Source organism: Pseudomonas lurida (genome assembly GCF_013522705.1).
Taxonomy (GTDB): domain Bacteria; phylum Pseudomonadota; class Gammaproteobacteria; order Pseudomonadales; family Pseudomonadaceae; genus Aquipseudomonas; species Aquipseudomonas quebecensis.
In genome coordinates this window covers 98132-124512 of record NZ_JAAMRE010000012.1, presented here as the reverse complement: position 1 = coordinate 124512, position 26381 = coordinate 98132, and the positions used below count along the sequence as shown (strand labels likewise).

General features: G+C 57.8%; 29 protein-coding genes and 2 pseudogenes. 17 read left to right on the top strand and 14 right to left on the bottom strand.

The annotated features are described in order from the left end of the window. Positions 1 to 364 precede the first annotated feature (364 nt). Genes G7025_RS12575 through G7025_RS12535 form a run of 9 tightly spaced genes read right to left on the bottom strand, consistent with a single transcriptional unit; the run spans position 365 to position 8693 of the window. Positions 365 to 1447, bottom strand: a complete 1083-nt coding sequence (locus G7025_RS12575) for a protein-glutamate methylesterase/protein-glutamine glutaminase (RefSeq protein ID WP_181079527.1) — start codon at positions 1445 to 1447, stop codon at positions 365 to 367. Beyond that, on the bottom strand, positions 1410 to 1943 hold the full coding sequence (gene cheD, locus G7025_RS12570; RefSeq protein ID WP_181079526.1) for a chemoreceptor glutamine deamidase CheD: 534 nt from the start codon (positions 1941 to 1943) through the stop codon (positions 1410 to 1412). The genes G7025_RS12575 and cheD overlap by 38 nt, the downstream gene beginning before the upstream one ends. Continuing rightward, a complete protein-coding gene (locus G7025_RS12565) occupies positions 1940 to 2749 on the bottom strand; it encodes a CheR family methyltransferase (RefSeq protein ID WP_181079525.1) in 810 nt (269 codons plus the stop codon). The genes cheD and G7025_RS12565 overlap by 4 nt, the downstream gene beginning before the upstream one ends. A gap of 9 nt (positions 2750 to 2758) precedes the next feature. Further along, entirely contained in the window at positions 2759 to 3298 is a 540-nt protein-coding gene (locus G7025_RS12560; protein ID WP_181079524.1) for a chemotaxis protein CheW, read from the bottom strand. A gap of 38 nt (positions 3299 to 3336) precedes the next feature. Beyond that, positions 3337 to 4992 (bottom strand): methyl-accepting chemotaxis protein, encoded by a 1656-nt coding sequence (locus G7025_RS12555; RefSeq protein ID WP_181079523.1) that lies wholly within the window; start codon positions 4990 to 4992, stop codon positions 3337 to 3339. 29 nt (positions 4993 to 5021) lie between these two features. Then, complete coding sequence (locus G7025_RS12550; protein WP_181079522.1) at positions 5022 to 7061, bottom strand: chemotaxis protein CheA; 2040 nt, start codon at positions 7059 to 7061, stop codon at positions 5022 to 5024. A gap of 39 nt (positions 7062 to 7100) precedes the next feature. Then, the gene (locus G7025_RS12545; protein ID WP_181079521.1) at positions 7101 to 7388 is read right to left on the bottom strand and encodes an STAS domain-containing protein; all 288 of its coding nucleotides are present in this window, start codon (positions 7386 to 7388) and stop codon (positions 7101 to 7103) included. A 15-nt stretch (positions 7389 to 7403) separates the two neighbouring features. Continuing rightward, positions 7404 to 7772: a response regulator gene (locus G7025_RS12540; protein ID WP_034097651.1), complete on the bottom strand. Its 369-nt coding sequence runs from the start codon at positions 7770 to 7772 to the stop codon at positions 7404 to 7406. Between the two features lie 9 nt (positions 7773 to 7781). Further along, positions 7782 to 8693, bottom strand: coding sequence for a methyl-accepting chemotaxis protein (locus tag G7025_RS12535; protein ID WP_375139334.1), 912 nt, complete (start codon positions 8691 to 8693; stop codon positions 7782 to 7784). Between the two features lie 569 nt (positions 8694 to 9262). Between G7025_RS12535 and gcvA the strand changes: the two genes are divergently transcribed. The 4 genes from gcvA to G7025_RS12515 all read left to right on the top strand — a co-directional run bounded on the left by gcvA (position 9263) and on the right by G7025_RS12515 (position 12600). Further along, the gene (gcvA, locus tag G7025_RS12530) at positions 9263 to 10213 is read left to right on the top strand and encodes a transcriptional regulator GcvA (RefSeq protein ID WP_181079519.1); all 951 of its coding nucleotides are present in this window, start codon (positions 9263 to 9265) and stop codon (positions 10211 to 10213) included. 29 nt (positions 10214 to 10242) lie between these two features. Next, the gene (locus G7025_RS12525) at positions 10243 to 11070 is read left to right on the top strand and encodes a DMT family transporter (protein WP_181079518.1); all 828 of its coding nucleotides are present in this window, start codon (positions 10243 to 10245) and stop codon (positions 11068 to 11070) included. A 29-nt stretch (positions 11071 to 11099) separates the two neighbouring features. Continuing rightward, complete coding sequence (locus G7025_RS12520) at positions 11100 to 11861, top strand: SDR family oxidoreductase (protein ID WP_181079517.1); 762 nt, start codon at positions 11100 to 11102, stop codon at positions 11859 to 11861. A 154-nt stretch (positions 11862 to 12015) separates the two neighbouring features. Further along, positions 12016 to 12600: a DedA family protein gene (locus tag G7025_RS12515; RefSeq protein WP_181079516.1), complete on the top strand. Its 585-nt coding sequence runs from the start codon at positions 12016 to 12018 to the stop codon at positions 12598 to 12600. Positions 12601 to 12760: 160 nt separating this feature from the next. On the opposite strand, the gene G7025_RS12510 is transcribed toward G7025_RS12515, so the two are convergent. Then, on the bottom strand, positions 12761 to 12979 hold the full coding sequence (locus tag G7025_RS12510) for a hypothetical protein (RefSeq protein ID WP_181079515.1): 219 nt from the start codon (positions 12977 to 12979) through the stop codon (positions 12761 to 12763). 108 nt (positions 12980 to 13087) lie between these two features. Between G7025_RS12510 and G7025_RS12505 the strand changes: the two genes are divergently transcribed. From G7025_RS12505 to G7025_RS12455, 12 genes and pseudogenes are all read left to right on the top strand, one after another. Next, the gene (locus G7025_RS12505) at positions 13088 to 14032 is read left to right on the top strand and encodes a fatty acid desaturase (RefSeq protein WP_181079514.1); all 945 of its coding nucleotides are present in this window, start codon (positions 13088 to 13090) and stop codon (positions 14030 to 14032) included. A 30-nt stretch (positions 14033 to 14062) separates the two neighbouring features. Next, a complete protein-coding gene (locus tag G7025_RS12500; protein WP_181079513.1) occupies positions 14063 to 15097 on the top strand; it encodes an ABC transporter ATP-binding protein in 1035 nt (344 codons plus the stop codon). Then, entirely contained in the window at positions 15090 to 15719 is a 630-nt protein-coding gene (locus G7025_RS12495) for an ABC transporter permease (RefSeq protein WP_181079512.1), read from the top strand. Before G7025_RS12500 ends, G7025_RS12495 begins: the two co-directional genes overlap by 8 nt. After that, complete coding sequence (locus tag G7025_RS12490) at positions 15719 to 16402, top strand: ABC transporter permease (protein WP_181079511.1); 684 nt, start codon at positions 15719 to 15721, stop codon at positions 16400 to 16402. The genes G7025_RS12495 and G7025_RS12490 overlap by 1 nt, the downstream gene beginning before the upstream one ends. Next, on the top strand, positions 16380 to 17357 hold the full coding sequence (locus tag G7025_RS12485) for an ABC transporter substrate-binding protein (protein ID WP_258197672.1): 978 nt from the start codon (positions 16380 to 16382) through the stop codon (positions 17355 to 17357). Before G7025_RS12490 ends, G7025_RS12485 begins: the two co-directional genes overlap by 23 nt. A gap of 36 nt (positions 17358 to 17393) precedes the next feature. After that, entirely contained in the window at positions 17394 to 18722 is a 1329-nt protein-coding gene (locus tag G7025_RS12480; protein ID WP_181079510.1) for an LLM class flavin-dependent oxidoreductase, read from the top strand. Positions 18723 to 18756: 34 nt separating this feature from the next. Beyond that, the gene (locus G7025_RS12475) at positions 18757 to 19539 is read left to right on the top strand and encodes a phosphate/phosphite/phosphonate ABC transporter substrate-binding protein (RefSeq protein WP_181079509.1); all 783 of its coding nucleotides are present in this window, start codon (positions 18757 to 18759) and stop codon (positions 19537 to 19539) included. A gap of 269 nt (positions 19540 to 19808) precedes the next feature. Next, a pseudogene (locus G7025_RS27065) lies at positions 19809 to 20318 on the top strand (MCP four helix bundle domain-containing protein); the annotation flags it as partial. A gap of 609 nt (positions 20319 to 20927) precedes the next feature. Then, positions 20928 to 21449: pseudogene (locus tag G7025_RS27060) on the top strand (methyl-accepting chemotaxis protein); the annotation flags it as partial. A gap of 167 nt (positions 21450 to 21616) precedes the next feature. Continuing rightward, positions 21617 to 21844 carry a PLD nuclease N-terminal domain-containing protein gene (locus G7025_RS12465; protein ID WP_181079507.1) on the top strand — a complete coding sequence of 76 codons (228 nt, stop codon included), beginning with the start codon at positions 21617 to 21619 and terminating at the stop codon, positions 21842 to 21844. 77 nt (positions 21845 to 21921) lie between these two features. After that, on the top strand, positions 21922 to 23037 hold the full coding sequence (locus G7025_RS12460; protein WP_181079506.1) for a M28 family peptidase: 1116 nt from the start codon (positions 21922 to 21924) through the stop codon (positions 23035 to 23037). 214 nt (positions 23038 to 23251) lie between these two features. Then, complete coding sequence (locus tag G7025_RS12455; protein ID WP_181079505.1) at positions 23252 to 23494, top strand: hypothetical protein; 243 nt, start codon at positions 23252 to 23254, stop codon at positions 23492 to 23494. A gap of 131 nt (positions 23495 to 23625) precedes the next feature. On the opposite strand, the gene G7025_RS12450 is transcribed toward G7025_RS12455, so the two are convergent. The 4 genes from G7025_RS12450 to ligD all read right to left on the bottom strand — a co-directional run bounded on the left by G7025_RS12450 (position 23626) and on the right by ligD (position 25669). After that, positions 23626 to 24255 (bottom strand): DUF1349 domain-containing protein, encoded by a 630-nt coding sequence (locus G7025_RS12450; RefSeq protein WP_181079504.1) that lies wholly within the window; start codon positions 24253 to 24255, stop codon positions 23626 to 23628. Positions 24256 to 24355: 100 nt separating this feature from the next. After that, on the bottom strand, positions 24356 to 25057 hold the full coding sequence (locus G7025_RS12445; protein WP_181079503.1) for a hypothetical protein: 702 nt from the start codon (positions 25055 to 25057) through the stop codon (positions 24356 to 24358). A 38-nt stretch (positions 25058 to 25095) separates the two neighbouring features. Then, the gene (locus G7025_RS12440) at positions 25096 to 25320 is read right to left on the bottom strand and encodes a DUF2188 domain-containing protein (RefSeq protein ID WP_181079502.1); all 225 of its coding nucleotides are present in this window, start codon (positions 25318 to 25320) and stop codon (positions 25096 to 25098) included. Between the two features lie 22 nt (positions 25321 to 25342). After that, a complete protein-coding gene (ligD, locus tag G7025_RS27055; RefSeq protein WP_375139332.1) occupies positions 25343 to 25669 on the bottom strand; it encodes a non-homologous end-joining DNA ligase LigD in 327 nt (108 codons plus the stop codon). Between the two features lie 45 nt (positions 25670 to 25714). Between ligD and G7025_RS12435 the strand changes: the two genes are divergently transcribed. After that, positions 25715 to 26269, top strand: a complete 555-nt coding sequence (locus G7025_RS12435) for a hypothetical protein (RefSeq protein WP_181079501.1) — start codon at positions 25715 to 25717, stop codon at positions 26267 to 26269. Positions 26270 to 26381 lie beyond the last annotated feature (112 nt).

Sequence of the window (26381 nt, the reverse complement as noted above, 5' to 3'; positions counted from 1 at the left end):
GCGGTCGTGGTAGGGGTGGTCGAGGTGAGGTAATAATTTGTCATAAAACGACACTAGCAACACAGGCACACGCTGACAAGCCATGATTCGGCTGATTGCACCGACGCGACAGAGCAGTTCAACCAACTGATCCTCAGCTCGCAGCGTATCAACCATCGATCCGTGCGTACCGCTGGACACGCACACCTCGCAGGCTTGGGATCAGTTGCTCGCGGCCATACCCGGTCGGTGAAGTAGCCGGCGCCTGCGGCATCACGGTTTGCGGTGCGATTCCGCGCGCGCTATGGGCTGTCGCCACGGGCATTGCGCGCAGCGATTTGACCCTTGGCGGCGGCCGATTGCGCGCCGTCGCAGCCGGCCGGCCTTACTTGTGCAAAATCGCCTGGTGAATATCCTGCAACGCCATGATGCGCTGGGCGGCGTTGAGCTTGATGGCTTCCTTGGGCATGCCGAACACCACGCAGCTGGCCTCGTCCTGGGCTACCGTGGCGGCGCCGGCATCAAGCATTTCCTTGAGGCCGCGGGCGCCGTCGTCGCCCATGCCGGTCATGATGATGCCCGTGGCGTTCTTGCCGGCGAATTTGGCCACCGAGCGAAACAGCACATCCACCGACGGCCGATGGCGGTTGACCAGCGGCCCGTCAATCACCTGAGCGTGATAGTAGGCGCCGCTGCGGGTGACCATCAGGTGTTTGCCGCCGGGGGCAATCAAGGCCAGGCCCGGGAGAATACGGTCGTTGTTGCGCGCTTCACGCACTTCGATCTGGCACACGCCGTTGAGGCGTTCGGCGAAGGAAGCGGTGAACTTCTCAGGCATGTGCTGCACGATCACCATGCCCGGGCACACCCTCGGCAGCGCCGTGAGCACCGCTTCCAGGGCCTGGGTGCCGCCCGTGGACGTACCGATGGCGACGATGCGCTCGGTGGTCTGCGCCATGGCCTGGCCGTTGGCGGCGGGCAGGATCGCATCGGCTGTGAGCTTGCCGGCGGGGGCGGGTGCCGGTGTCGGCCTGGCGATGCGCTTGCCCAGGTTCTTGACGTTGGAGTTGGCCGCCGCACGAATCGCCGCTACCAACTCGGGGCCGGATTCAATCAGGAAGTTTTTCAGGCCCGTGGTGGGCTTGGTGATGATATCCACCGCGCCGGCCGACAACGCCTGCAGAGAGGTTTCCGCGCCTTTCTGGGTCAGCGATGAACAGATCACCACCGGCGTGGGGCGCTCGCTCATGATTTTGCGCAGAAAGGTGATGCCGTCCATGCGCGGCATCTCCACGTCCAGCACGATCACGTCCGGCCATTCGCGGGCAAGCTTGTCCATGGCGAAAATCGGATCGGAGGCGGCGCCCATGACGTGGATGTCCGGCGTGTCATTGAAAATCGCCAGCAGCACCTGGCGTACCACGGCCGAGTCATCGACCAGCAGCACGCTGATTTTTTTGGTAGGCATGTTTTTCGAGTGTTCCCATTGGTTGGTGCCGGACCCAGACGTTGCCGTTCCACAGGTCGAACATGATCGTGCGATAACCGGTACTGCCCATGTCCTGGGCCGTCAGGTGCAGGTGGTGACGTTCGGCCAGGGCCAATGCGGCGCGGATATTCAGGTTGGCCACGTTGTGGGCCGGCCGTTGGCGCGGCTGCTCGGGGAACATCTCGCCGCCGCCGAACACTTTGACCTGGTAATCCTGCGGCCGTGTACCGTTGGCGCGGGCGTGGCGCAGCAACAGTTCGAGCGCTTCGTCAGCGTACTTGCCATCCAGTGGCTGGTCCGTGCGGTTGCGCGCCGGCAGCATGAAATGACACATGCCGCCGATGCGCCGCTGGGGGTGCCAGAACGTGAACGCCACGCAGGAGCCGAGCAAGGTGCGCAACCGCGTCGGGCAGGTGGCAAAGCTGACTTGGCCAGGGGCGAGTACCACCTCGGCGGCATTGGCGGGCTTTTTCATGGCTTGCGATAGATCGACGGCGCCACCAGCTTCAACGTGTCATTGACGCCGTTGAGGCTTTCGGAGTGGCTGATGATGAAATAGCCGCCGGGTTTGAGCTGCGGCAACAGGCGCGCCACCACCTGGGTCTTGGTTGGCTGGTCGAAATAGATCATCACGTTGCGCAGAAAGATCACATCGAACTCGCCCAGGCCGGGCAGGGGTTCGTTGAGGTTGACCTGGACGAAATTGACCCGGCTGCGCAACGGTTTGTCGATCAGGAACGTACCGTCCTGGCGACCGATGCCCTTGAGGCAGTACTTGACCAGCAGTGGCTGGGGCAGGTTGGCGGCGCGTTCCATGGAGTAGTGCCCGTTTCGTGCCTTGGCCAGCACCTGGGTACTGATGTCCGAACCGACGACTTCCCACGGTGTGGTACCCAGGCTTTCGGCCAGAGTCATCGCCAGGCTGTAGGGTTCTTCACCCGAGGAACTGGCCGCGCTCCACACCCTGAACACTTTGCCGGGCGCGGCCTTGGGCAGCACCTGCTGGCGCAGGAAATCGAAGTGCTTGGGTTCGCGAAAAAAATAGGTTTCGTTGGTGGTCAGCAGGTCCAGCGCTACTTGCAGCTCGCTCTTACGCTGATCGCTCATGATCAGCTTGAAGTACTCGCCATAGCTCTTGAGTTCATAGTGCTTGAGCCGTTTGAACAGGCGGCCGGCCACCAGAGCCTTCTTGGCCGGTGACAGGTTGATACCGGCCGCGCGGTACAGCCAGGATTGAAACTGGCCGAACTCGCGGTCATCGAGCGGGGTGGTATCCGGCATGATCGCGCCTCACCTTGGGTCGAAGTCGAGGGCTGGCACCTGGCCGGCCTCGGCGAGGTTGGACATCTCATCGATGGACAGCACCTTGTCCACCTCCAGCACAATCACAAACTTGCCCTCGACCTTGGCCATGCCGCTGATGAAGTCCGCACGAATCCGCGCGCCGAAGCTGGGCGGTGGCTCGATCTGGGTGGCCGGGATTTCCTGCACGGCGGACACGGTGTCCACCAGCAGCCCGATATCCTGGGGCAGGCCGTCATCGGTGCTGGCTTCGATGATGATTACGCACGAACGGCGGGTGATCTCAGAGTTGGGGCGGCCAAAGCGTGCCGACAGGTCCACCACCGGCACCACCGCGCCGCGCAGGTTGATCACGCCGCGCACGAAGGTCGGCATCATTGGCACCACGGTCAGGCTGCCGTACTCGATTATTTCCTTGATCCCCAGAATGCCGATGGCGAACATCTCGCCACCGAGCATAAAAGTCAGGTATTGCGCATCCTCGTCGACCGCGACGGCGGCCTGGCGGGTAGTCATCACTGCGCCCATCTCATTACTCCCTGTGAGCCCGGATCCATGATCTGCGATCAGAAACGGGTGAATTCCGATTCGTCCGGGGCGCTGGCCATGTTGTAGGCGAAGGCCTTGCGTGCCGCCGGTTGCGCCGGGCGTGGCGGCTGGCGAGTCGGCTTGCCGCCGGTGGTGTCGGTGCTGCTGTGTGGGGTGGCTTTGGTCGCGGCGTCGAGCACGAAGAAACTCATGGCCTGTTGCAATTGCTCGGCCTGGCTGCTCATTTCCTCGGCGGTGGCGGCCAGCTCCTCGCTGCTGGAAGCGTTCTGCTGGGTCACCTGGTTGAGCTGGGTCATGGCCGTGTTGATCTGCGCCACACCGGCGGCCTGTTCCTCTGACGCCGCGCTGATTTCCTGCACCAGGTCGGAGGTTTTGTTGATGGACGGCACCATCTCGTCGAGCAACTTGCCGGCTTTCTCGGCCATGTCCACGCTGCTGGAGGACAGTTCGCCGATTTCCTGGGCCGCCACCTGACTGCGTTCGGCCAGCTTGCGCACTTCAGCGGCGACCACGGCGAAGCCTTTGCCGTGCTCGCCGGCCCGCGCGGCCTCGATCGCGGCGTTGAGCGCGAGCAGATTGGTCTGGTAGGCAATGTCATCGATGATGCTGATGCGCTGGGCGATTTTCTTCATCGCCACTACGGTCTGCTGCACCGATTCGCCGCCGTCCGTGGCTTCCTTGGCGGCCTTGCTGGCCATGCCGTCGGTGACTTTGGCGTTCTCGGTGTTCTGGTTGATGCTGGCGCTCATCTGTTCGATCGACGCGCTGGTTTCCTCGACGCTGGCAGCCTGTTCGCTGGTGGCCTGGCTCATCGATTGCGCGGTGGCGCTGACTTGCTCGGAGGCGCTGGCCAGGTTGTCGGCGGCGTTACGCACTTCGCCGATGATATGCGCCAGCTTGCCGACCATATTGCGCATGGCGTTGAGCACCATGCCGGTCTCGTCCTTGGCGCCCGGTTCGATCTGGGCATTGAGGTTGCCTTCGGCCAATTGTTCGGCGGCGCTGGCGGCCTGCCGTAACGGGCGGGAAATAATCCGCGCGATAAACAGTGCCAGGCCCAGGCCGATCAACAGCGCAACGATCAGCGCCACGATGATCGACAGACGCGAGCTCTCGTACAGCGCAGAGCCCTTGTCACCGGCAGCGGTGGCGCCGGCATCGTTGAGCTCGACCATCGTCTGCAGGCGTGTTGTCACTTCATCGAAGTGCGTTTTGGACTCGCCCCGCAGCAACCCGCGCGCCTGGGTTTCCTGATTGGCCCGGGACAATTCAAGCACCTGCTTGCTGGTGGCCAGGTAGGCGGCCCAGCCGGTTTTCACGCTGTCCAGCAACTGGCGGTCTTCATCGTTGGACAGCAGTTGCTCGTAGGTACCCATGCGGGTTTCGAACTGCTGGCGCGCCTCGGCGGCTTCGCGCTCGGCCAGGGCTTTTTCCTCCGGAACCTCGGTACCGAGGTGGCGGTTTTCCTTCAACCGGTAGTTGGCTGCAAAAAAGCGCATACCCGCCGCCGCGCGCATCGACGGCATCCAGTTGCCGCGGATGTCCTGGGCAGCCTGGTTGACCGCTCCAAGCTGGATGATGGCGAAGGCGCCCATGGCCGCAGTGAGCGCCAGGACCACCAGGAATGAGCTGATCAGCTTGGTGGAAATCTTAAGATCGTAAAACCATTTCATTGCGGAACCTCCATGGAATTGCAAATACGTCAGCGAGCGACGACCAGTGGCGACTGTGGTGCCTGGGCTGTGCGGGCTTCCATTTGTACGAGTTGGTTGAGCAGAGCCGGTACATCCAGGATCAGGGCCACGGCCCCGCTGCCCAGGATGGTCGAGCCGCTGATGCCGCGCAGTGCGCCGAACAGCTTGCCCAAAGGTTTGATCACGGTCTGGAACTCGCCGAGCAGGTCATCTACCACCAGCCCGGCCTTGTGCTCGGCATAGCGCACCACCACCACGTTCTGGCGTCGGGCGACCGGACCTTCGTGGTTGAAGTGATCACGCAGATGCACCAGCGGCAGCACCTCGCCACGCAGGTCCAGATAACCCTGGTCGCGGCTGGACTGGCGCTGGTGCTCATCCAGTTCGATGCATTCCTGGACCATGTCCAGGGGAATCACATAGGTGGCGTGGTCGATGCCCACCAGGAAGCCATTGATGATCGCCAGGGTCAGCGGCAGGCGAATCCGCACTACCGTGCCCTGACCTGGGCGGCTGTCCAGGTCGACGGTGCCTCGCAGCAGGGTGATGTTGCGCTTGACCACGTCCATGCCGACGCCACGCCCGGACAGATTGGTCACGGCTTCGGCGGTGGAGAAGCCCGCTTCGAAGATCAGGTTGTAGATCTCCTGATCGGAAAGCACCGCGCCGCTGGCCACCAGCCCGCGCTCCTGGGCTTTTTCCAGGATGCGTTCGCGGTTGAGCCCGGCACCGTCGTCGGCGATTTCGATGACGATGCTGCCGGAATCGTGATAGGCATTGAGGCTCAGGTGGCCCTTGCTCGACTTGCCCGCCGCCCGCCGTGCTTCGGCGCTTTCGATACCGTGATCCATGGCGTTGCGCAGCAGGTGCATCAACGGGTCACCGATCTTCTCCACCACTGTCTTGTCCAGCTCGGTGTCCGCGCCGCTGATCAGCAGGTCGATGTCCTTGCCCAGTTCCTGGCTGACGTCGCGCACCACGCGGCGGAAGCGGTTGAAGGTGTCGCCGATGGGGATCATGCGCAGGTGCAGGGCGCCATCGAGGATTTCTTCCACCAGCCCCGACACCGTCGATGTGGCCTCGTGCAGGGGGTCGTTGTTGCAGGAACGCGCCAACAGGCTCGCGCCGGCGCTGGCGATCACCAGTTCGCCCACCAGATTGATCAACTCATCAAGCTTGTCGGCGTTGACCCGCACATAGTTGCCATCCCGGGGTTTGGCGTCGCTGGTCGTCGCCACGCGCTGGGGCGGCGCGCTCATGGTGCCTTGTTCGGGCTGGGTGACCAGTTCAGTGCTGCTGCTCGCTGTGGCGTCGAGGCCTTCATCGACGGCTGTGATGACGACTTCACACTCGTCCCGTACAAAGTCGAACACTTCGTTGAGGGTAGCGTGGCCGGCAGTCGAGCGCAGGTCGATCTCAAAGTCCAGGTAGCAGCTTTCCGGGTCCCAGTTTTCCAGCGCGGGGATGCGGTCGGTGAGGGTGGTGACCTGCACGATTTGCCCCAGCGTTTCGAGGTAGCGCAGGAACGACAGCGGGTCCATGCCGTTGCGGAACACGTCCACGCCGAAGCGCAGAGAAATATGCCAGAGCACGTCGGCCGTCGTGGCGTCGTCCACTTCAGCGGATGCGTCGTCGGTCGTGGCGGCGTGCAGCGGGTGGTAGACCCCCAGCGCCTCGCGCAATGCCTCGCCGCGCTCCAATGCGTCGGGTGTCAGTGCCTCACCGCGACTGGCAACCACGTCGATCAGTTCGAGCATGTGGTCGCCGCACTTGAGCAGCAGGGCGATCAAGGCGGCGTCCACCGCAATATCGCCGTCGCGCAGGCGGTCGAGTACGTCTTCGACGATATGCGTGAACCCCACGATCGGCGCCAGGCCGAACAGCCCGGCGGAGCCTTTGATAGTGTGCGCGGCGCGGAATATTGCGCCGATGGCGTCCTGATCGTCGGGCTCGTTCTCCAGTTGCAGCAGGGATTGCTCCATGGCCTGCAACAGTTCACGGGCCTCCACGATGAAGGTCTGCTGTGCCTGATCGAGATTGATGCTCACCTGGACTTTCCTTGTCGATCAATAAAACGGTGGCGCCGCCTACAACGCGGCGCCGCGACAGAGTTGCAGTGTGTGCGTGACGGCCTGGCTCTGACCGGTCAGGCTCAGCGCGATGCCGTTGAGGCCGGCTTCACGCTCGATCACCGCGAGCAGTTGCAGGCCGGCGCCATCCATCTCGGTGACCTGCGAAAGGTCTAGCTCAAGGCGGGCGGCGCTGCCAACCTGCGGCAGCAGGGCGGCGGCCAGCTCGGCGACGGTATAGATCGTCAGCTCGCCTTCAATGCCCACGCGAGCCGTGTCGTCAGTGGTTTCGTGGGTGATGGACATGGCAGCCTCCCCGGATCACGGCAGAATCAGCTTTGACACCGCCGCCAGCATCTGCGCGGGCTGGAACGGCTTGACCACCCACGCTTTGGCGCCTGCGGCCTGGCCCTCGGCCTTTTTCGATTCCTGGGACTCGGTGGTCAGCATGATGATCGGCGTGAACTTGTAGTTGGCCAGCTTCTTCACTTCTTTGACGAAGGTGATGCCGTCCATATTGGGCATGTTCACGTCGCTGATGATCAGGTGCACCTTCTGCCCGTTGAGTTTGCCCAGGGCGTCCTTGCCGTCGCTGGCCTCGATCACGTCGTAACCCGCGCTTTTCAGGGCGATACCGACCACTTGCCGCACGCTGCTGGAGTCGTCGACCACTAATACACTTTTCGCCATGATGGGCTCCTAAAAGAAAGTGATGTCTTGGGAATTCTGCTGCGCGGCGGCGTTGCCGTGGTGCGTGCGCCGCTGCTCGTCGGTGGCGTAGGTGGCCTCCATGCTTGCCAGCCACTGTCGGGCGTCGATGCTCACCGCCTGGTCCGGTGCCTGTTTGGCCTGGTGCAAGTGGTCGTGCAACGCGTTCATGTTGTCGCGCACGTGGCTGAGGATCTGGCTGACCCGGTCCTGGAACTGCAGGTTGACCAGCACGTCGGTCATCTCGTCGCGGATGCCGTAGCTTTCCTGCTTGAGCAGGTCGGCGGATTGGGCCAGGCGCCCGGTGATGTTCTGGAAACGTTCAAGCACCAGCTGGATGCTTTGCTCGGACGCGCCCACCGAATGGCTGTCCTGGTCAGCGCTGGTGGAGGCGGCCTGCACGAGTTGGGTAATGGCGTTGTTGATGATGTCGACCTTGGCGGACATCTGCTGGCCTGTCTCGCTGGATTTGCTCGACAGGCTACGCACCGCATCGGCCACCACCGCAAAGCCGCGCCCGGCTTCACCGGCACGTGCCGCTTCGATTGCGGCGTTCAAGGCCAATAGATTGGTCTGCGCGGCAATGGCGGCAACGTCGGCGGCCATGGTGCGCAATTCGCCGGTGTAGGCGGTGAGGCTGCGCACTTGCGCCAGGGTCTGGTCGCGGCTTGATTGAGTGGCCTTGAGCGAGTCGATCACCTGGCTCAGTTCGCTGTCGCTGCGCGCCAGTACCTTAAGGGCGCCGTCGGCGGCCTGCCCATCCAGTTCACCGGCGGCGTGCTGCGAAGCCTGGACGGTTTCCTGCAAGCGTGCGGCGATCCCGGTGAAACGATTGGCCAGGCTCACAATGGCTTCTTCGGTTTGCTGGCGTGAACTTTCTACCTGCTTGGCCCAGATCGGCATGGCGCCCAGCAACACCTCGTCGAGCTGCGCCCGCGACGCCTTGCCGGCGTGTGCCGCCTCGGCCTCGGCCTGCTCGGCCAGTGCGTCGGCAGTCAACCGCAACAGCGCATCGCGCTGGGCTTTCGCGCTCCAGGCGCACGCGCCGAGGCCGATCAGCAACAGCGCCGCACAAGCAACGAGGTTGGCGGGGGAGGTTGACTGGAAAAGTATCCAGATCACGGCGGGGACCACCGGAATGAAAGCGAACCAACGAAAACGTGGATGACCGGGAAGAGGGGTACGACTGGATTGGCGCGGGGTCATGAGTTCGATCCTTGAACAGTACTGCGGATGTAATCAACATAGGGGTTATCTGCCCTATGTGCCGCAACTTTAGGCGCTGCAGCATGCCTTCCGTCTGGTTTATTACCAGCAGGTGACGAAGCGCTGTGTCAAAAGGCCACTATCGCACTCTAGTCGAAGCAGACACGCTTGCGCCAATTGTACGGCGAGGTTTTCAATCGGCTTGGCTTTATGATGAGCTTACGTTCATGCAATGCCCTTTTAATGGCTGGATGGATACTGCCCCGATGAAAGACCTGCCACCCACCGCAACACTCCGCGCTTTTGAAGTCGCCACCCGCCACCCGACCTTTACGGCCGCCGCGCAGGAACTCCATGTGACCCAGAGCGCGGTCAGTCACCAGCTCAGGCACCTTGAGGCGCTGTGGGGGTTGCAGTTGTTCGAGCGGGGCAAGGCGTTACGCCTCACGGCCGCGGGGGCTACGCTGGCGCCTATCGTGCGCGAGTTTTTCATCAGCCTGGAGGCGACGTTGTGCGACCTGCGCGAGCAGAAGGGCCGGGTCCGACTCAGCGTGAGCACCACCTATTCGTTTGCCCTGAAGTGGCTGCTTCCCCGCCTGCCGAACCTCGCTCGCCAGCACCCCGAGCTGCTGGTGTCGTTGGACACCACGGACACCATCATTCACTTCTCCAACGCCCAGGCCGATGTCGCGATCAGACTGGGCAAGGGCAGTTACCCCGGCCTGCATTCGGAGTTCCTGTTCGGGGAGCAGGTATTTCCCGTGGCCAGTCCCGACTTGCTGAGGCGCATCGGAACACCGCAAAGCCCCGCCGAGTTGTTGCATTTCCCGCTGCTGGCGCGGGATGGTGCAGAGCTGGCGCCCAAATGGGAGGTGTGGTTCGAGGCCCTGGGGCTGGTGTATCTGCCGCTCAGGGAAAGCGTCAGGTTCGGCGATACCAACATGACGGTCGAGGCGGCATTGCTCGGCCAGGGTGTGGCCTTGGTGCGTAGCGGGCATGTCGAGAAGGAAATCAGCGATGGCCGTCTGGTGCGGCTGTTCGATGTGCATTTTCCATCGCCGCTGGCTTATTACTTTGTTTGCCCCAAGGGCGTCGAAACGCTGCCGCATATCGTCAGCTTTCGCCGCTGGTTGCTCAGTGAGGCGCTGAAAGTGCGAGAGGTAGAGGAGCCAATGATGAGTGTTCATTCATACCGCGATGAGGAGACTTCTCTGTAGTCCCGCCGCCGACGTACCTAGAATGGGGCATGCCTATTCATCTGGTCTGCCTCGTCCTTTTCGCCGCGCTCCTGCATGCCAGTTGGAACGCACTCCTGCGCAGCGGTGCCGATCGGCTGTGGTCGATGACGGTGATGTGCATGGCCATTGCCATCACCTGCACCGTCGCCGCGGCGTTCATGCTGCCGCCTGCGGTTGAAAGTTGGGGCTACGCGCTGCTGTCGGGGTTGCTGCATGTGGGCTACAACCTGTTTCTGGTGCGCAGTTATCGGGTCGGTGACCTGGGGCAGGTCTATCCGATTTCGCGTGGTTCGTCGCCGGTATTGATCACCCTGGGGGCCGCCTTCTTTGCCGGAGAAAGTATCGCGCCTGGCCAACTGCTCGGTATTGCGCTGGTGTCGGGTGGGATTATTTCGCTGGCCTTCAGAGGGCGCAGTCTCTCGGTGCCCAGCCTGCCCTATGCGCTGGGCACGGGCTGCTTTATTGCGGCCTACAGCGTTGTCGATGGCATCGGCGCCAGGCTCTCGGGCGCGCCGCTTGCCTATACGGTGTGGATGAGCGCTTTGTGGGGCGTACTGATGCCGCTGGTCTACATCGGTCTGCGCGACGCTCGCAGCTTATTCTGCGTGCGGCCCGGAACAGTCACCGCGTTGGTCGGCGGCCTGGTCTCTTTGCTTGCCTACGCAATGGTTATCTACGCCATGAACGAAGCGCCTTTGGGCGCGGTGTCCGCATTGCGCGAAACCAGCGTGCTGTTCGCGGCGCTGATCGGCTATGGGTTCCTCGGCGAGCCGCTCACCGCGCGCCGGATTCTGGCGTGCGTCGTGATCGCCAGCGGCGCCATCATCATCGGCTGACAAGGCCAACACTCACAGGGAGATACACCATGATCACTGATTCGCAGGCACCGCTGATTCTGATCACCGGCGGCAGTCGTGGAGTGGGCGCCGCCACCGCTCGGCTGGCGGCCAAAAGAGGGTATGACGTCGCGATCAGCTACGTCAGCAACGAGGCTGCGGCGCTGGCGGTGGTCGCGGATGTCGAAGCAGCGGGACGCAAAGCACTGGCCATACGCGCCGACAGTGCAGACCCGCAACAGGTTGCCGATCTGTTCACGGCCATTGATCGCCGGTTCGGGCGCATCGACGTACTGGTCAACAACGCCGGGGTACTGGCGCTTCAGTCACGCCTGGAAGACCTCGACTTCGCACGCATGCAGCGCATCTTCGCAGTCAATGCCATCGGGCCGATACTGTGTGCCCAGCAAGCGGTGAAACGCATGGCCTACCGTCATAACGGCCCGGGCGGTGTAGTGATCAACGTTTCCTCGGCGTCGGCCCGCCTTGGCAGTCCTAATGAATACGTGGACTACGCGGCGTCAAAGGGCGCCCTGGAAACGTTTACCATCGGGTTTGCAAAGGAGGTGGCCCGTGAAGGCATCCGTGTTAACTGCATTCGCCCCGGGCATATCTATACCGACATGCACGCCAGCGGCGGTGAGCCCGGGCGCGTGGACCGCGTCAAGGATTCGATCCCCATGGGGCGGGGCGGTCAGCCGGAAGAGGTGGCACAGGCCATTCTATGGCTGGCAGGCGCGGAGGCTTCATTCGTTACCGGCACCTTTCTCGATGTGACGGGCGGGAAATAAGTCGCCAGCCACGCGCTGGCGCACCTGGCCAGTAGTCGGTTGCCCAACACCTTTCAAAGGAACCGTCTCGCTGACGTCTGTGTCCATTTGCTGTAGCCACGGATCAGTACTGATGCCCCGAGCTACCTGGCCGTCATGGAGCAAATGAGCGCATATGTTTGAACACCTCGACCTCAACCACCTGCTGGCCACCTATGGTTACTGGGCGATTTTTATCGGTTGTCTGCTAGAAGGCGAAACGATCCTCATCCTGGGCGGCGTGGCCGCGCATCAGCAGGTGCTCAAGCTGCTGCCCGTGATCGGCTACGCCAGTCTGGCCGGCATGCTGGGGGATCAATTGCTGTTCTGGGCCGGACGCTATTTCGGCGACCGCTTACTGCCGCGCCTGCATAAAAAACAGGCCGCCATCGACAAGGTCACTGCCTTGATCCATCGGCACCCCACGGCGTCGATTTTTTCTGTGCGCTTTCTCTACGGCATGCGTTTGCTGGGGCCCATGGTCATTGGCGCGAGCAGGATTGCACCGCTCAAATTCGCCTGCATCAATGCGGTGGGCGCACTGGTTTGGGCCACGCTGTTTGCCGGCGCAGGCTATTGGGCAGGCGAGTTTTTGCAACGTGCCTTGGGCGATCTGAAACCTTATCGCCTGCCGATTGCACTGGGCGTGGTCGGCGTGGTGGTGGCTGTGGCTCTTATACGCCGTTACCGATCTAAGGGCAGACATTCCAGTCAGGGTTGACTCGCTGCCCTGGGACTGGCTGTTGCTTATTCTTTTTATGACTAAGCATAAAAAAATTTATTCCTTGTTCGTATTAGTGATCATGCTACCTTGCTTTCACCGGACCGCCGGATGAGTTCAATCCTATTCTTATGGTACGACTATGTCCGGCGCCCGAATCTTACAAAATAGCCTTGAGGCTTTGTCGCATGACGCAGCCCCAGCAGCGATTTTTCACGTCGGCATTATCCGCTTCAATCATATCTCTTGCTTTGCCGTTCCACTTGTAACCGGCAAACCTCTCCCTTGTCAGGCCAACAGCGAAGCGTGCAGTGCAATCGGCGAAGGCTTGGCATTTCTTCTCCACGCCATGTGAATTGTCGTTATCAGGCACTTGCATACCGATAGTCCAACCCATTCTCTTTAGATAACACCCGCTTTGGGGTGAGCCTTGAAGGCTTAATGGTTGGGCGCCTGTTCCGAACAAGATCTTTCACGACTAACCACTATGCCTAACTATCTGGATGAAGCTCATCGAGCTGAAATCGTTAAACTCAGCACGACTGTAACCAGTAAAACTGAATGGCCTACCTGGCTTTTGTTAGCTGGGTTCTATATAGCCTGGGCGGCGATTATTTTTTCTGGCGAAGTCCTTGGCGAGGGTTTCACCCTAGTCTTGCTGGTTCCATTGGTTGTGCTTTGGATGTCGATTCAACATGAGCTTATTCACGGTCATCCCACGCGCTGGCCTGCCATTAATAAGGCCTTGGGATTTCTACCGTTTGCCGTGTGGTACCCCTACGACATTTATAGGGACACACACTTGGCGCATCACAACGACGACGTTCTTACATTGCCAGGCCTGGATCCGGAAAGTCGTTATGTCACCGCTGCTGTTTGGTTGCGCTCGCCTCGGTATATCAGAATGTTGTTATGGGCAAACAAGACCCTGGGCGGTCGTTTGCTGATGGGCGCGCCGTTGGCGGTAGTAAGTTTGGTGGGCAGTCAGACAGCACAATTGTTTCACCCCGGGCGAATGGCTTGGCGCATGTGGGCCGCTCATATATTGAGTGTTGGCCTAATACTGGCCGTGGTCGAAGAGTACAGCGCGATCAGTGCCATCCAGTACCTATTCCTGGTGTCGCTGCCGGCCTTATCGATCGCGATGATCAGGTCCTTTTACGAACATCGTCCGTCAACGCTTGCGGAACACCGCACGGTGATCAACGAATCGACAGGGTTGTTGAGTTGGCTGTTCCTTAATCTCAATCTTCACTTGGTTCATCACGATCTCCCCGGTTTGCCCTGGTTTTACTTACCCCGGGTGTATAGAGCCAGGCGTGAACAATGGATTGCACGAAACAATGGTTATGTCATTCATGGGTACTTCCGGTTATTGCAGAAGTATCTGATCAGCCCCGTGGATTGTCCCCGCCATCCTGCCGAGCACTAACACTATGCAAGCTAATCTGGGCGTCGGAAAATGATACGTTTTGAAGCCGTCAATAAAACCCATAAAGGCAGCCCGCGTGCGGCCGTCAGCGATCTGACGCTTAACGTCCGTGAGGGTGAGATCTGTGTATTTGTCGGGCCCAGCGGGTGCGGCAAGACCACCATTTTGCGCATGATCAACAGGCTGGATATCCAGGACAGTGGCGGCATCTTTGTCAACGGCGTGGCGACCGATCAGCTCGACGTGGTGACGCTGCGCCGCGGCATTGGCTTCATGATGCAGAGCGCTGCCTTATTTCCCCACCAGACGGTTGCAGAAAATATTGGCGCAGTCCCGCGGCTGCTGGGCTGGAGCAAACAGAAAATCCGCCAGCGCGTGAGCGAGCTCATTTCCCTGGTTGGGCTGCAGCCGGAATTTCTTCAGCGCTACCCTAATCAGCTCTCGGGCGGGCAGCAAAGTCGCGTCGCCCTGGCGCGGGCATTGGCCTCGGATCCACCGGTTGTATTGATGGACGAACCCTTTGCCGCGCTTGATCCGGTGATACGCGAGCGACTGCAGGATGAACTGGTTGCGCTTCAGAGACGTTTGCATAAAACCATTATCCTGGTGACCCATGATATGGAGGAGGCAATCAAGATCGGTGATCGGATTGCTATCTTCGAGGGCGAAGGCAAACTTGTTCAGTTCGATACACCTCACAATGTTCTTGCCCATCCCGCCAGCGCGTTTGTGAGGGACTTTATCGGCAAAGATCCGCTGTTAAAAAGGCTTTCGCTGATGAAGGTTGCTGATCTTCCGGTGGATGAAGTCAGTTGTGAATTCAAACTTCTACTGGATGATAAGTCCAATCCGTTGAAGTGGGTCAGTGAGTCGGACGTGCCTGTTCCGCAACTGACGACGGTGTCGAGTAACGACTCGTTGCATCACGCGCTGGTTAAAATTCTAACGGTTCCTATCGGTGTGGTTGTGCGCGTGGACGAGGCGGGCGCTTACGACGGTTGCCTCTCGATTGCCAGCCTTCACAGCGCACTTAATAAGCCCGTTTTGGAAGTGCACCATGATTGACTGGTCCTGGATCGTTGAAAACTGGCAGCAGATCGGTCAATTGTTAGTTGATCATATTCAACTGGTGACCCTGGGCCTGTGTACAGGGATGCTGTTAGCAGGCGCAATGGTGCTCTTGACGTTATGGCAGCCAGGATTGGCGCGACCGATGATTTATGTCTGCGGCATACTCTTTACCATTCCGTCCCTGGCACTGTTTATTTTAATTATGCCTTTTACCGGCTTATCCAAAACCACGGCGGTCATTGGTTTAAGTCTGTATTCCTTGCTTATTGTGCTGCAGAACACCCTGGCGGGGCTGGCGAGCAACCCTGCGGATGTTTTGGAGGAAGCGCGGGCGCTCGGGTATACGCGCATGCAGCGATTCCTCGGGGTTGAACTTCCACTGGCCCTGCCTGCGTTATTGGCGGGCCTGCGAACAACCTCGGTTACGTTGGTGGGGCTGGTGACGGTAACCGCCTTGATTGGCCAGGGCGGATTAGGCCAGTTGTTTATCACCGGGCTGGCGCAAAGTTTCACTACGCCAGTGGCGGTCAGCCTGGTTCTGACGGTGATATTGGCGTTATGTTTTGATTTGCTTTTTTATTCAATCAATCAATGGCTGGTCCCCTGGGTGCGCTGATGAACATGATCGCAGGTGTTTGCCTTTGGTTTTCTCTTCCTGATAATTGGTTGGGTGATAACGGAATACTGACTCGGCTCACGGAACATATTTATTATGTGTCTCTGAGCCTGATTATTGCCTGTGCAATAGCGTTGCCGCTTGGCGTACTTCTGGCTAACTACCGCAAAGGCGCACAGGTGGCGATAGGCTTGTTCAATATCGGGCGAGCACTGCCTTCTCTGGGTGTCGTAATACTTGCGATTATGCTTATTGGCTATGAAACCAGCACGGTAATTATTGCGTTGGTAACCATGAGCATCCCGCCAATATTAACCAATACTTATGTTGGCATCGATCAGGTGGATTCATCTCTGAAACAAGCGGCCAGATCGATGGGCATGCGCAGATTGCAGATGTTTTTCCAGCTTGAGTTGCCGCTGGCTTTTCCGCTGATCTTCTCTGGATTCCGGTCCGCGCTGGTGCAACTCATCGCCACGGCCACTATCGCTGCTTATGCCGGCTTCGGCGGTCTGGGCAGGTTTCTGATAGATGGATTGGGCCGAAATGATACGCCGCAAATCATTGGTGGCGCCCTGTTGGTATCGGCACTGGCGATTGTCAGTGAGTGGCTTTGTTCAATGATGGAAACACTCATGGTTCGAAAGTGGCAGGCAGGCAATGCTGAACCAAGCGCTGCATGACCCTGAGCTTTTTAAAGTGCGTATTAACTTTGCAGAGGTGCAAACCTACATGAAAAACCAACAACGTTCGAAGGTGCGCTCAGCGCAGGTGGTTTCATTATTGCTCGGGTTAGGCTTGCTGGTTGGCAGCACGTTTGCCAGTGCTCAGTCCATCACCATTGGAGGAGCCAACTTTTCTGAGCAGACGATTCTCGCCAACATTTATGCGTCAGCTTTGAAAAATGAGGGGATAGACGTCAAGACCCGACTCAACCTGGGCAACCGCCAGATCATCGCCCAGGCCCTGGAAAATGGCGATATAGATGTCGTCCCCGAATACCTGGGGTCACTGTTGAGTTTCTATGACGACAAGAGCGCTCTGACCACCCAACAGGACATCCTCAGCGCGTTGCAACAGAAGTTGCCGACAGACCTCCAACTGCTGGAGCCCTCGTCCGCAGGCTCCATTACCGCCTGGGCCGTCACCCAAAAGACCGCAGAAAAGTACAACTTGCGCACCTTGTCCGACCTGGCGCCCATCTCGGGTGATTTCACCCTGGGCGGGCCTCCGGAAGTCGCCACCGCTGCGTTAGGCCTGCCGGGGTTGAAGGCGGTGTACGGCATCAACTTCAAGAGCATCAAGTCGCTGGATATGGGCGGGCCCTTGTCACGGCTGGCGTTGAACTCCGGCGCTATCGACGTGGCGACGGTGGTCTCCACGCAGGGCATCCTGGCGAAAGAACCTTGGGTGGTCCTCGAGGACGACAAGCACCAGCAACCCCCGCAAAACATCACGCCACTGGGGCGCAAGGCCTTGCTGACCCCGGAGGTCGCCAAGGCGCTCAACCAGGTGTCGGCAAAACTGACCGATGACGACCTTAAGCAACTCAATCGCCTGGTTGATATTGATCACAAGGACCCAGCAAAAGTCGCGGCGCAGTGGGTCGCCGAACATACGGTCAAGACGGCCCAGTGAAAATGAAAGCGACGCGGGTCAGGTCGCGGAGGCGTTATGTCGAATAACAGCATGATTTTGAATTTGTTCTTTTTTAACCCCCAGGGCGATCATCGTTTTTCCTGGCGCCACCCGCTGTCACCGACCAGGGAAATATTGACGCTGGGTTACTACGTAAAACTGGTACAGGCGGCCGAAGCGGCGAAGTTCGATGCGGTTTTCGTCGCGGATCACGTCGCGGTCTGGGACTCCGTGGCAAGTGGCTTGCGGCACTATGCCAACGCCCGCCTTGAACCGATTACGCTGTTGTCCGCACTGGCTGCGGTTACCGAGCACATCGGCCTGATGGGCACGGCTTCGACTTCCTATAACGAGCCTTTCAACCTCGCACGCTATTTTGCTTCGCTGGACTACCTCAGCGCAGGGCGCGCCAGCTGGAATATCGTGACGTCCTGGCTGGAAGAGGAGGCTTCGAATTTCGGATTGTCAGGCGTGACGAAACACGGCGATCGTTATCTGCGGGCCGAAGAATTCATTCAGGTCGTCAAGCAGCTTTGGGACTCCTGGGAGGAGGGCGCGCTTGAATTTGACAAGGGCACCGGCGACTTTGCCGACCCATTCAAAATTCACCCGATCCATCACAAAGGCGCACATTTCAGCGTGCGGGGGCCGCTTAACGTGCCGCGTCCACCGCAGGGCCACCCGGTCCTCGCCCAGGCGGGGTCTTCCGAAGCCGGCAAGAACCTGGCCGCCGCCCATGCGGACGTACATTTCTGCTTTATCAATTCGGTCGAAGAGGGACTGGCGTACAGGGCCGATTTGAATCGTCGACTCGCGTTGAAGGGCAGGCACGCCAGTGATCTGAAAATCATCACCGGCGTGCTTCCGGTGGTGCTCGAGGATGAGACTGAAGAGGCGCGGCGTCGGCAACTGGAGGACAGCCTGATTATCGATGCGGTGGCGATTGACCTGGTCTCCAGCTACACCCGTCTGGACTTGACAGGGCTGTCGCCGGACGGCCCATTGCCCGCGTTGCCGGATGAGGCTGAGTTTGATGGTATTCGAACCGAGCTGGCCCTGCTCAAACACTACGACGCTTCCTTGTCCATTCGCGAAATAGGGCGCCGGTTGGTCAAAAGCTCCAGTACCTGGCTGCTGATCGGAACAGCGGAGCATATTGCGGACAAGCTGTCGGCGTTATACGAGTCGAATGCCGTCGATGGCTACAACCTCATGTTTCCGTTTCTACCCACTGACTTTGAAACATTCACCCGTGGCGTGGTGCCTCTGCTGCAAGCCCGAGGGGTGTTTCGCCGGGAATATGAACCGGGGACACTAAGGGATCGCCTGGGGTTGAAGACGCCTGCCAACCGTTTCCTGCTGTGAACGGCGCTGATCGCACCTTCTGAATGGATCTGATATGACCAGCGATCTATCCATGTACCTGGCCCCCGCCAGGGTTTCACAGGCACAGGACGCCTGGCTTGAGCGCATCCTGGCGATTCTCGGCGAGCGCCGAGAGCAAAAACCCGTCGTTGATCTCGCGTCGCACTGGCTTTCCGCCGATCTGTTGTTATCTCAGACCTGCGGCTATCCATTTGTCACGTCACTGCGGGGAAAGGTCCGGCTGATAGGGTGCCCGAGCTATGAGCTTACCCATAGCTCGGCAGGCAGCCATTGCAGTTTGCTGCTCTGCAGGGCCGATTCGGACGTGACTGACCTGGCAGGTTTCCAGGGCAGCCATGGCCTGATCAACGCCCCGGATTCCAACTCTGGAATGAATTTATTGCGCCACACGCTGGCCGGGGTCAGCGCACGTGGTTTTTTTTCGACGCTCACCTTCACCGGATCCCACCGGGAGAGCATGCGACGGCTTAAAGAAGGCGCGGGCGATTTGGCTTCCATCGACAGCGTTACCTACGACTATCTTGCGAGAGATAACAGCGCCGAGATCGAAGGCCTCAGAATCCTGCTGCGCAGTGCGCGCAGCCCCTGCCTGCCTTACATAACCTCGATAGGGCAAACGGCGGCGGATGCCGCTTCAATCAGGAACGCAATGAACGAAGCCTTGAATCAGCTTCCTGAAGTTTCCCGCGACCTCGCGATCAAGGAGGTCCTGCCGGCCAGTGAAGCCGACTATGAGTGTCTGCTGGAATACGAACGCAGTGCGGCCAGCCGCGGCTTTTCGTTTTTAGCGTGCTGAGCGGCGGGCCGTTCGGGGATAGTTTCCTTAAACGAGTAGAACTGAACCGCCCCAACATTCTTCATGCATTAAAAACGGCGGGCTGAACGACCATAGCGAGCGTGTAAGGATGCGTGATAGCGATGCGCTATCAACGCGGTGTGTATTGCTAACTGGATGACTGTTCTGGGTCGACGTATCGTCAAGACATCACACGTGATGGGCTGGTAATAGCGTTCGCGTCTTCCAAATCAACAGAGACTTGTAAAGGTCATATTTCCGAGTTAGCCATGCAGAAAACGCTTTCGTTGGCCACGCGCATAGGGCTTAGTTTTGCAGCCATCCTGGCGCTGCTTGTATTGATAACTGCCATTGGCATTCACCGCGTTGCGTTCATTGACTCCACCTTGGGCGACGTTAGCGAAAATGCCGCCAAGGTGCAGCGCTACGCGATCAATTTCCGAGGCAGCGTGCATAACCGAGCCATTGCCATTCGGGATGCTGTGCTGGTCAAGACTGATACGGATTTGGCAACACATTTATCGGAGGTTACAGCCTTGGAAAAGGCCTACTCCGATTCTGCCGCCCCAATGGATCAGCTGTTCAAGAGCGCAAGCGTAACAAGTGAGGAAGTTCGACTACTGAAAGCGATCAAGGATATCGAGCAACAAACCCTTAGCTCCACCCAAGCGGTAATCTCCTTGCGTAAAGCGGGTGATATACCAGGCGCTCAGGCACTGCTGATGCGCCAAACCTCCCAGGACTACAGTGAGTGGTTGAAACGCGTGAATGCGCTGATCGACTACGAAGAAGCGTCGATCAAGGCGAAGCTTGGTGAAGTTCAGGCAACCGCCAGCCATTTCAGTACGCTGATGATTATCGCGACAGGTATTGCATTGCTGCTGAGCATCACATTGTCGGCTGTCATTATTCGCTTCGTTAAGTCCACGCTGGGTGCGGAGCCCACAGACGTTGCATTGGCCATCGAGCGGCTGGCGGCTGGTGATCTGAATCAAACGATTTCAACAGATTATCCCGGCAGTGTTATGGGCGTCCTTAAAGACACGCAGGGGCATCTCGCAGAAACTATTCGCCAAGTGCGAAGGGCAGCCCAGGAAGTCAACGAGTCGGCCACCCAGTTGTCCGGCGCATCATCGGCTAATAATGAGCAGACCCGCTTGCAAACTCGCGAAGCCGAGCAGGTAGCCGCATCCATGATGCAAATGGCGGCGACGGTTAATGAAGTATCTGGATATGCCGCGCAGGCAGCTGATGCCTCACGGTTGGCTGATACTGACGTAGGAAGCGGGAACATATTGGTTGCAAGCACCACGGTTGCTATCGAACAACTGGCATTAACCCTCGAGCAAACCACTGCTACCGTGAACCAAGTGTCCGAGCATAGTGAAAATATTGCGTCGGTGATCGACGTGATCAACGCCATCGCCTCGCAAACCAATTTGCTAGCTTTGAACGCTGCTATCGAGGCTGCCAGAGCTGGAGAGCACGGGCGTGGATTTGCGGTGGTCGCTGACGAAGTACGCTCTTTGGCCAACCGGACACAGCAATCGACCGAAGAAATTCGAGAGATGATCAGTACGCTGCAATTGGGTACCGAAACAGCCTCTCAAACGATGCGCGATAGTTGTGAGCTGGCGAGCCGAACGGTTACGCAAACCCGCAGTGCGCAGAATGCCTTGGCAAGGATCAGCGAGCAGGTTGCCGCAATCAGTCATATGAACACCCAGATCGCGAGCGCCTCGTTGCAGCAGAGTAGCGTCACTGATGAAGTCGCTGAAAATATCAATCGAATTCATGGCTCGACTGTTGCGTCGGCCACGGCGGCGCACCAAGTGTCGACCGCTAGTATTGAGTTATCAGATTTGGCGGAGCGTCTTACCGCTAAAGTGGCGTTCTTCTCTGCTGCTTAGAGGGATCTGTCCGGTCACCGATCTTTCCGAGTACGGCTGTGAGCACTGGGCGATGTTTTTTCACTCACCAATACTGACTCGCGTGAGCCGATATGTAGTGGCGAGATTACTTGAACACCCCTGGATGCGTGGTGCCTAAGCTTTATCGATCTGAGGAGGGCTTAACCATGGCGCAAGCTACCAGCTATTTCGCAATTGCCGTCGCGGTGATCATTTTGCTTGTTGATCTGTGGGCCATAGTAAGTGTGTTTCGCAGCGACAAGACTGTGGGAGTCAAAGCAGGTTGGGCTATCGGCCTCATCGTCTTCCCGGTGATTGGGTTGATCGTTTGGGGTGTCGCAGGGCCTCGTGGGATCAAAGAAGGGCCCTCATCGCCTGAACACAGTAAAGGGTAACCAGCACCCGTTGGAAGTCAGGTGGCGCTTCGGCGGCGCCGCTTGTCATTTACAAGTTCCTGCGTGAGAGCCCAGAAATGTCTGATATACAACGTGAAGCCCTATCTAGCGCTTCCAGCCAACAAGACACAATTTCCGAATTGCTGGCTAGATTGCTGATGGCGCGTGGGCCAGGGGGGCAAGAGGATGAAGTGCGCGCAATTTGCATGGAAGCTATTACCCCTCTCTGCGACGAAACATGGGTTGATGCTGCAGGCAACCTGATCGGACTCATCAAAGGTCGGCAGGACTGTGTCGAATCGCGGCGAGCTGTGAAGGTCATGGCGCACATGGATGAAATCGCGATGATAGTTAAAAGCGTCAACTCAGATGGCACTTTGAGAGTTACCGCATTGGGCGGCGCGAACCCGGTGAACTTTGGGATGTGCCCGGTAGATATTCTGGGTGATAACGAAATTATTCCAGGCGTTTTGTCGTTCGGTTCAATGCATGCGACGCAGAATGCTCCTCAAGGAGCAGATGTGTTGTCGGGGGACGTGCACTGGGACGATGTTCATGTAATTACGCGATCTTCACTGCAAATCTTGCGTGCACACGGCGTGCGTCCAGGTACACGGGTCGTGTTGAGTCGTCACTGGCGTCAACCGTTTCGAGTGGGTGATGCCATCGCGGCGCACTTTCTGGATGACCGTGCGCCAATGGCGGCTGTAATCGATTCCGCGCGCCAGTTGAGCCATCGTCGAAGTGACCTGACATGCGATGTATATTTTGTATTTACGACGTCAGAAGAAGAATCCAACGCAGGTGCCATGTTTGCATCCACGTCGCTCCCCGGCGATACCACTATCGCTGTAGAGGTCGGCCCAGTGATGGACGAGTACGGAACGAGGCTGTGCATCGATCCAATAATAAATACCGGCGACGAAAAGGGTTATTACACCCGCGAGGTCGTGACCTCTTTGGCCGCTGCAGCAGAGACCTGTGGTTACAGCCCTCAATACGCATTACTGGTCGATTTTGCTTCAGATGCGAGCGCTGTATTAAGTAACGGCTCATCAGCTAAAGCGGGCTGCCTTGCGATACCTACCGAAAACACTCATGGTTATGAACTGATTTTAGACGGTGCTATTCAAGCCTGTTCGGTAACCCTTTGCCAGTTCCTTGTTGCATTTCAGGCAGGCGGGAATGAATAACTACCACATTAAAAAATCTACATGCTTCGGGTTTTGGTCAAAGAAGGTGCACACCGTGCTTCCAAGTCGCTTTCACTAAGGCTGAAATCACCGCGATGGCCAGCAATTTTTAAGGGTAAATGGCTCGCCAAGCGTTTGAGTACGTTAAACGAGTGCCCACCCAAGTGGGCATGCCCTACCGACGCGAGATCGACTCAAGGTTCAGGAGTATCTAATGACTGCAAAAAGCCAGGCGCAGATTGCCGCTATCTTTGATCAACTTCTGGCACTACGAGAGAGTGTAGATCGCCTCCAACACACTGAAGACGAACGAGTCGGTTCACTTCGTGGTCATCAGACTGTGGATATCGACGGTGCCTTTTTACTGATCTTTAAGAAGTTGCACGACCACATTGGCAGTATGGAAGAGGCGCTGACTACGATTGCCGAGGCCACAGGCGATATCGATAAGTGCTAGGTTCATATGACTGCTATCCCGCCTTATCCGGCCAGAACTGATCCACATTCTTCGTGGGGCTCATCACAGGCCGCAGCCCAACCAGCGGCTGCATGCACACTGGTTAAGTCCGAGAACTCTTCTTCATCGGCCTAGCTCAAATCGTGCAGGTCTCGCCCGAGGGGCTCGCTCAAAGACCATTCGGAGAAGTTCACCTTCAACCCCTGTCGCTGCGGTGTGCAGCACATAGGGCCAACCCTATAACGTTCCGCCGTAGGAAATGGTGCAAGCCTGAGCAATGGCCAAATCGCGCCATCCGTTGAATACTGTAAACGCAGCGACCCCTTGGAAACGGTTAGACGAAGCCAAAAATCGTTCGGGTTGCCGAGGAAGCAGCTGGGCGCCCAGTCTGAAAGGCCAAGGGTTAACACGCTACTGATCATTGGCCTGCCGTCATTAATTTCTATGCCGGCCTTTAGCCAAGTCTCCTGATTGAGCCTGAGCATGATTCCTGCCTGATCGTACAAGTCGCGGAAGTCGGCTTTGATTCTGATCTGAGCAGTAAAGTCTCCTGAGGCTGCGAACCCCAAGAAGTGTCCGCTATCGCGTATGAATCCGTAATGGGTTTCACGCCAAAAATCAGTTTTTAAGTCGGTAATCACGTCCAAGGAACCGTCAGTAAATGTTTGGCAATTACTTGGCTTATTCAACCATTCAGCAGTTCTCCAAATCGATGCTTCAAAGTCCTGACCGACTTCAGCTATGAGGTTTTTATCCGTCATGTTACCTCCTAAGCCATCAGCTGAATCTGCATTGCATTCAGTTCTTCTGCTGATGATCTATCGCTATCGAGAAAAATCTAACCGGTAGAGGCCTATGGCTTCATGGGCGCATCAGCGGCTCAATACCGATCCATTTCCTGACAGGGTGATAGCATAGTTTGAGTTGCGGGATTTCCAACCTTTGGCCTTCAACAAGTAAAGAACCTAAGTTGATGCTCCATTTAGAGCTGGCATTGAATTCGCTTGTTTTAAAAATGACATAAGCTGATCCATGGTCGTTTTCATTCGTGATTTTGGGGATCCGGCGCTGAACTTCAGCACTGTTGATATCGTAGGGCGAGGGGCGAACATACTCTGCGCCCTGAAGCGGATAGTCGTAGGTTAACGAACCTAAGTGAATTTCCGGCCTGGCTTTTAGCTGTGCCCCATTATCAAATGTTATATATGCCTCTCGAGCATCGTAAATAATTGGAGTGGTTGATTCTGTAGTTCTAAATAATCCGCTTCTGTTTTTTTCGTAAGCCACTATCTGCACATAGAATTCAGGCTTCGGATATTTCTCACCTACGTATTTCACTGAATATAATTGCTGGAAGGGTTCATCTGACCACTGTGCGTCGTAATCGTACAGGTACGTGCGTAGGACGATAGTTTTTTCAGTGTGTCTGCCGGGTACCTGAAACTCAAATCTAGTTTCGCAAAGGTCTGCATAAGCGGGTCTTTCCCTGCTCCACGGAATGCAGCCTGCAATTAAACTGGACACTATCAACGGCGTAATCGTCAGGATTTTTTTTATTAGCATGCTTCGTCCTACTGGCGCTGCGCAACAAGATATTTTACTTAACCTTTTGTTTTTTTGGGGTCGGCACTTCGAGGATAAGTGCGTTCCTCCTGTATCGAGCCGTCTTCCTTATGGATTTTCAGCGATGCTGTTTTTCCTTCGAGAAACTCACTGGCCAGCTTTATGATTTCGGCCTTCGTGGTTGCCGTTTTCGACGCTCGTTCTGCACCTTCCTTCTTTAAGGCCCAACCGCTGTCTGTTGGGGTGATGTGGTAGTTATCCATGTCATTTCTCCTAGGGTGATTGCTATTTCAGACTGATGCGTTTCCAGATTTGACCCGTAACGGTTTGCTTTGTTTCAGGCATATGAGCCCACGGGGCGACGACCAGCTGTGCTAGACGTTCATAAACGTTTTCGATGTTCCACACGGCAGCGTCTTTGATTTTTTTAAGCTCATCTCGAAAGATTGGCACAGATACTGGCAACCCCTCGCGGGTACGTACCGAATAGTTGTGTTTTGGCGGACGCTTGCCATCAATCCCCCCTGCTGACCGCAAATACGAGCGACACGCCGCAGCGAGTGAGCAACATCCTGGGCAAGTGAGCAGGCAAGTAAGATACGCTGTTCGCACGACAAGCCGTCGGTACTCGATGGCCTGAAAACAAAGGCGTTATCAATGTCGAAGCATTTGCTGTTGGGCTGGACCCGTTCCTTGTGCATGCTTGCTGCCTTGAGCTGCGCGGCCACCATGGCAGTGGCTGCCCCGCCTGAAAAAACCGCTACGGCGGCACCGGACACGCAATCGGTATCCCTGGCAGGCGGCAAGCTGAAGTTCGTGCTGGAAGGCGTCGAGGCCCGTTCCTTGAACAGCGAGAACGGCGGCACGATGTACTTCGAACCGAAAAGCGAGCGGGCCATCATCGTTACCGAAGGCCCGGTGCCGATTGCGGGCACCACTTCGGACACTGCGTTTCTCCTCGCCGTGGATACCCTGAAAGAAAAGCAGCAGGCCGCGTCACCCAACTTTCGCATGACCAGCGAGGAGACCATTCAGGTGAACGCCTTGAAGATGTACCGCCTGGACGGCACCGACGATTTCAACGGCCTGAAATTACTGATGGCCTCGTTGATGACAATAAACGATCAAAAGATCACCGTCATCGAAGTGATGTCCAGCGTAAACGACCCGGCTGGCCATGCCGCTGCGTTGAAGAACATTCTGGGCAAGTAAACCGCAGGTTTCCTGATGATCACGGTATTGTGCTCCAGCATGACCATCGCTGATGGGTTTTTGCCGATGGCGGGCAAGATGTGGTTGTTAAGCGCTCCGCTGAACCCTGAGA

Coding starts and splice junctions, on each gene's coding strand:
- G7025_RS12575 (WP_181079527.1), bottom strand. CDS start 1,447: ATGCCTACCAAAAAAATCAGCGTGCTGCTGGTCGATGACTCGGCCGTG.
- cheD (WP_181079526.1), bottom strand. CDS start 1,943: ATGAAAAAGCCCGCCAATGCCGCCGAGGTGGTACTCGCCCCTGGCCAA.
- G7025_RS12565 (WP_181079525.1), bottom strand. CDS start 2,749: ATGCCGGATACCACCCCGCTCGATGACCGCGAGTTCGGCCAGTTTCAA.
- G7025_RS12560 (WP_181079524.1), bottom strand. CDS start 3,298: ATGGGCGCAGTGATGACTACCCGCCAGGCCGCCGTCGCGGTCGACGAG.
- G7025_RS12555 (WP_181079523.1), bottom strand. CDS start 4,992: ATGAAATGGTTTTACGATCTTAAGATTTCCACCAAGCTGATCAGCTCA.
- G7025_RS12545 (WP_181079521.1), bottom strand. CDS start 7,388: ATGTCCATCACCCACGAAACCACTGACGACACGGCTCGCGTGGGCATT.
- G7025_RS12540 (WP_034097651.1), bottom strand. CDS start 7,772: ATGGCGAAAAGTGTATTAGTGGTCGACGACTCCAGCAGCGTGCGGCAA.
- G7025_RS12535 (WP_375139334.1), bottom strand. CDS start 8,693: ATGCCGATCTGGGCCAAGCAGGTAGAAAGTTCACGCCAGCAAACCGAA.
- gcvA (WP_181079519.1), top strand. CDS start 9,263: ATGAAAGACCTGCCACCCACCGCAACACTCCGCGCTTTTGAAGTCGCC.
- G7025_RS12525 (WP_181079518.1), top strand. CDS start 10,243: ATGCCTATTCATCTGGTCTGCCTCGTCCTTTTCGCCGCGCTCCTGCAT.
- G7025_RS12520 (WP_181079517.1), top strand. CDS start 11,100: ATGATCACTGATTCGCAGGCACCGCTGATTCTGATCACCGGCGGCAGT.
- G7025_RS12515 (WP_181079516.1), top strand. CDS start 12,016: ATGTTTGAACACCTCGACCTCAACCACCTGCTGGCCACCTATGGTTAC.
- G7025_RS12510 (WP_181079515.1), bottom strand. CDS start 12,979: ATGCAAGTGCCTGATAACGACAATTCACATGGCGTGGAGAAGAAATGC.
- G7025_RS12505 (WP_181079514.1), top strand. CDS start 13,088: ATGCCTAACTATCTGGATGAAGCTCATCGAGCTGAAATCGTTAAACTC.
- G7025_RS12500 (WP_181079513.1), top strand. CDS start 14,063: ATGATACGTTTTGAAGCCGTCAATAAAACCCATAAAGGCAGCCCGCGT.
- G7025_RS12495 (WP_181079512.1), top strand. CDS start 15,090: ATGATTGACTGGTCCTGGATCGTTGAAAACTGGCAGCAGATCGGTCAA.
- G7025_RS12490 (WP_181079511.1), top strand. CDS start 15,719: ATGAACATGATCGCAGGTGTTTGCCTTTGGTTTTCTCTTCCTGATAAT.
- G7025_RS12485 (WP_258197672.1), top strand. CDS start 16,380: ATGCTGAACCAAGCGCTGCATGACCCTGAGCTTTTTAAAGTGCGTATT.
- G7025_RS12480 (WP_181079510.1), top strand. CDS start 17,394: ATGTCGAATAACAGCATGATTTTGAATTTGTTCTTTTTTAACCCCCAG.
- G7025_RS12475 (WP_181079509.1), top strand. CDS start 18,757: ATGACCAGCGATCTATCCATGTACCTGGCCCCCGCCAGGGTTTCACAG.
- G7025_RS12465 (WP_181079507.1), top strand. CDS start 21,617: ATGGCGCAAGCTACCAGCTATTTCGCAATTGCCGTCGCGGTGATCATT.
- G7025_RS12460 (WP_181079506.1), top strand. CDS start 21,922: ATGTCTGATATACAACGTGAAGCCCTATCTAGCGCTTCCAGCCAACAA.
- G7025_RS12455 (WP_181079505.1), top strand. CDS start 23,252: ATGACTGCAAAAAGCCAGGCGCAGATTGCCGCTATCTTTGATCAACTT.
- G7025_RS12450 (WP_181079504.1), bottom strand. CDS start 24,255: ATGACGGATAAAAACCTCATAGCTGAAGTCGGTCAGGACTTTGAAGCA.
- G7025_RS12445 (WP_181079503.1), bottom strand. CDS start 25,057: ATGCTAATAAAAAAAATCCTGACGATTACGCCGTTGATAGTGTCCAGT.
- G7025_RS12440 (WP_181079502.1), bottom strand. CDS start 25,320: ATGGATAACTACCACATCACCCCAACAGACAGCGGTTGGGCCTTAAAG.
- G7025_RS12435 (WP_181079501.1), top strand. CDS start 25,715: ATGTCGAAGCATTTGCTGTTGGGCTGGACCCGTTCCTTGTGCATGCTT.